The organism is Actinomadura sp. NPDC000929 (genome assembly GCF_040492065.1).
GTDB lineage: Bacteria > Actinomycetota > Actinomycetes > Streptosporangiales > Streptosporangiaceae > Spirillospora > Spirillospora verrucosospora.
In genome coordinates, this window is the sequence record NZ_JBEUPA010000284.1 from 1 (window position 1) to 3,868 (window position 3,868).

3 protein-coding genes and 1 pseudogene are annotated in these 3,868 nt (G+C 71.4%); 3 read left to right on the plus strand and 1 reads right to left on the minus strand.

Going from position 1 to position 3,868, the window contains the following annotated elements:
* Together ABWI04_RS41980 and ABWI04_RS41985 are read left to right on the plus strand one after the other, a co-directional pair.
* On the plus strand, positions 1-836 hold an 836-nt coding region (locus ABWI04_RS41980), incomplete at its 5' end, for a DUF1906 domain-containing protein (RefSeq protein ID WP_353835897.1).
* A 168-nt stretch (positions 837-1,004) separates the two neighbouring features.
* Entirely contained in the window at positions 1,005-2,393 is a 1,389-nt protein-coding gene (locus ABWI04_RS41985) for a glycine--tRNA ligase (RefSeq protein ID WP_345174458.1), read from the plus strand.
* 124 nt (positions 2,394-2,517) lie between these two features.
* Here ABWI04_RS41985 and ABWI04_RS41990 read toward each other — a convergent pair whose 3' ends face one another.
* On the minus strand, positions 2,518-3,195 hold the full coding sequence (locus ABWI04_RS41990) for a hypothetical protein (RefSeq protein WP_353835898.1): 678 nt from the start codon (positions 3,193-3,195) through the stop codon (positions 2,518-2,520).
* A 299-nt stretch (positions 3,196-3,494) separates the two neighbouring features.
* On the opposite strand from ABWI04_RS41990, the pseudogene ABWI04_RS41995 reads away from it, so the two are divergent.
* Positions 3,495-3,868, plus strand: a pseudogene (locus tag ABWI04_RS41995) (hypothetical protein); the annotation flags it as partial.

The window sequence follows — 3,868 nt, forward strand, 5'->3', positions numbered from 1 at the left end:
CCGGGCCCAGCGGAGGCCCGGTGCCGACCGGAGGCCCGGTGCCGACCGGAGGCCCGGTGCCGACCGGAGGCCCGGTGCCGACCGGAGGCCCGGTGCCGACCGGAGGTCCGGTGCCCGCCGAGAGCCCGTCCTCCGGCCAGGGGACCGCCCTGGAGCGCTCGTGGGTGCGCGGCAAGGGGTTCGACACCTGCACCGCCCCGTCCCTGGCGACCATGAGGGCCTGGCGGCCCTCGTTCAAGGTCACCAACATCTACATCGGCGGAGCGGCGCGCGGATGCGCCCAGCCGAACCTCACCGCCTCGTGGGTGCGGCAGGTGCGCGCCATGGGCTACCGCCTCACCGCCACCTACGTGGGCCTCCAGGCCCCGTGCGGCAGCCGCCCGCAGCGCTTCACCGCCCGGAGCGCCTCCTGGCAGGGCGCCCAGGCGGCCGCGGACGCCGCCCGCAGGGCCCGGGCGCTCGGCATTCCGGCCGGCAAGCCGCTCTACTACGACATGGAGGCCTACGACCACAAGAAGAGCGCCTGCCGGGCCGCCGTCCTCCGCTTCGTCGACAACTGGGTCGACCGGCTGAAGACCGAGGGCTACCAGCCGTGCCTCTACAGCAGCTCCAAGTCCGGCATCCGCGACGTGGGCCGGTCCTCGATCAGCAGGCCGTCCTGCGTCTGGTTCGCCAACTGGGACCGCCGGGCCGACGTGTACGGAGACCCGTTCCTGCCGGACGCCTGGTGGGCGCCGCACCGCCGCGTCAAGCAGTACCGCGGCGGCCACCGGGAGACGCACGGCGGGGTCACCCTGAACATCGACAGCGACGTCGCCGACGGGCGCGTTTACTAGTTCCTGCTCAGGGGCCCCCGTGCCCTAAGCTGGGGGCACTCTCCGGCGGCGGCGGCGCCCGCGCCGGAGCACATCACCGGGGATCACACTCGCCGCCGCCCGCCGTCGCCGCGGGACCGGGGCGCACTCACTGTTCCCGCCGACCGCCAGCCGGATGGAGAATCTTTCATGGCACGCCGTTCCGATGTGCTGGACACGATCGTCAACCTCGCCAAGCGGCGGGGCCTGGTCTACCCGTCGAGCGAGATCTACGGCGGGCTCCGCGCCTCCTGGGACTACGGCCCCCTCGGCGTCGAGCTGAAGAACAACGTCAAGCGCCAGTGGTGGAAGTCGATGGTGCAGGGCCGCGACGACGTCGTGGGCCTCGACTCGTGCGTCATCCTGGCGCGCGAGGTCTGGGAGGCCAGCGGCCACGTCCAGGCGTTCGTCGACCCGCTCACCGAGTGCCAGTCCTGCCACAAGCGCTTCCGGGCCGACCACCTGGAGGAGGCCTACGAGGAGAAGCACGGCCGGCCGCCCGCGAACGGCCTCGCCGACATCTCCTGCCCCAACTGCGGCGTGAAGGGCTCGTTCACCGAGCCGAAGATGTTCAACGGGCTGCTCAAGACCTACCTCGGCCCCGTCGAGGACGAGTCGGGCCTGGCCTACCTGCGTCCCGAGACCGCGCAGGGCATCTTCATCAACTACCTGAACGTCCAGCAGTCCGCGCGCCGCAAGGTGCCGTTCGGCATCGGCCAGATCGGCAAGTCGTTCCGCAACGAGATCACGCCCGGCAACTTCATCTTCCGGACCCGCGAGTTCGAGCAGATGGAGATGGAGTTCTTCGTCAAGCCCGGCAGTGACGAGGAATGGCACCAGTACTGGATCGACGAGCGCATGCAGTGGTACGTCGACCTCGGCATCCGCAAGGAGAACCTGCGGCTGTTCGAGCACCCGCAGGAGAAGCTGTCCCACTACTCCAAGCGCACCGTCGACGTGGAGTACCGGTTCGACTTCGTCGGCAGCGAGTGGGGCGAGCTGGAGGGCATCGCCAACCGCACCGACTACGACCTGACCACGCACTCCAAGGCGTCCGGCGCCGACCTGTCGTTCTTCGACCAGGAGTCCGGCGACCGGTTCACCCCGTTCGTGATCGAGCCCGCGGCGGGCGTCGACCGCTGCACGCTCACCTTCATGATGGACGCCTACGCCGAGGACGAGGCGCCCAACGCCAAGGGCAAGATGGAGAAGCGCGCCGTCATGCGGCTCGACCGGCGGCTCGCCCCGGTGAAGGTCGCGGTGCTGCCGCTGTCGCGCAACGCCGACCTGTCCCCGAAGGCCCGCGACCTCGCCGCGCAGCTGCGCCGCAACTGGAACGTCGACTTCGACGACGCGGGTGCCATCGGCCGCCGCTACCGGCGCCAGGACGAGATCGGCACCCCGTTCTGCGTCACCGTCGACTTCGACACCCTGGAGGACGACGCGGTGACCGTCCGGGAGCGCGACTCGATGAGCCAGGAGCGCATCGCGCTCAGCCAGGTCGAGTCGTTCCTCGCCGCGCAGCTCGTCGGCTGCTGACCCGGCTCCGGGCGACGCCCCGGTGACGACGAGACGGGCCGCCCCCGCAAGGGGGCGGCCCGTCCTTTCCCTGGGAGCGCGGCGGGGGACTGGCTCTCCTCGGGAGCTCCGTTCCGGCCTCCGGTCAGCTGGTGACGTAGAGGGGCTGGTTGTAGGTGCCGGATCCGGCGACCGACTCGCCGCGCAGCGCGTACGTGGCGGTCACGGTGGCCGTGGACGGGCAGAGGAAGTTGCTGCCCGACTGCTTGTTGACCGTGGCGTTCTTCACGCCGACCTGCGCGTCGCTGCTGGTGGTGACCGGCCGCGAGCCGTTGTCGCCGTTGTAGCCGTTGGCGGTGAGGTTGCCGCCGTACACGCAGGTGATGCCGCCGAAGATGTCGACCACGGCCTTCACCTTGAAGTTCGCGATCGTGACGGTGGCGTCCCGGCCGCCGCTGTGCCCTGGGTCGAAGGTGACGTTGCCGCCCGTCCAGGGCAGGTTCTGCGCGGTGATCGTCGAGCTGGTGCTGCCGCTGCAGGGACCGCCGCCGGTGCCGGTGAAGGTGGCGGAGGCGACGTTCAGCGCGCTGCCGTCGGAGTTGATGGAGCCGTTCATCGTCGACTGGCTGCAGGAGCCGCTGCCGATCGAGCTGCTGACCGTCGCGGTGCCGAGCAGCGAGGCCTGCACTCTGCCGGAGTAGGCGGCGGCCGTGGCCGAGCCCTTGCGGATGGTCGTGCCCGCTGCGTACGCGGGGGCGACCCCCGCGGCGAGGACGGCCAGGGCGGCGGTCCCGACGATCGCGGTCTGTCTGATTCGTGCCACCGGAGACTCCTCTGTCCGGTTCGGGGTGGGCATACGCGAAAGTAATTCGCATAAATCGCGCGGGCAATGGCGGGCGGCGGACTGCGGGCTGGCCGGATCGGGACACCAGCCAGTGTCTGCTGGTAAGGCCGTGTGGCCGAGCACGGGCAACGTCTTTGTCACGCAACCCGTCCTTGACGGACCCGCTTTCACGGCTCTCGCCCCGGAGTCAGGGCGAGCGCCGCCGGAAGGAAAGTGGGCTAGGTTGGCGTGAACATCGGGGCGAGCACCCCGCCGGCGGTCCGGGCGAGGAGGGTGGAGTGGGCGAAGCGCACCATCCCGCCTTCCGGCGGCCCGTCGCGCGGCTGCTCGTCGTCGTGCTCGGCCTCCTCGGCTTCGTCGCCGGACCGGTCGGCGCGGGCCTGCCGGCCGGCGGCATGCAGGGCAGGGCGCCCGCCACCGGCACGGTGTCCGGAGTCCGGATCGGGGCCGCCCTCCAGGGGCCCGCCCGCACCCGCGTCACCCCCAAGTCGCGCACGGCCGGGCGCGTACAGACCGCCATCGCCGCCACCGCTCTCCGCGCGGCGGCGGCGCCGTACCCCCGGCTCGGCGGCGCCACCCACTCGTTCTCGCGGGACGGGCTGACGGTCGACAACGGGCAGCACATCTTCCTGAAGTGCTGCTCGGCGTACCG

Excerpts from the sequence above, each read along its gene's own strand:
- ABWI04_RS41985 (WP_345174458.1), top strand. The coding sequence starts at position 1,005 with ATGGCACGCCGTTCCGATGTGCTGGACACGATCGTCAACCTCGCCAAG.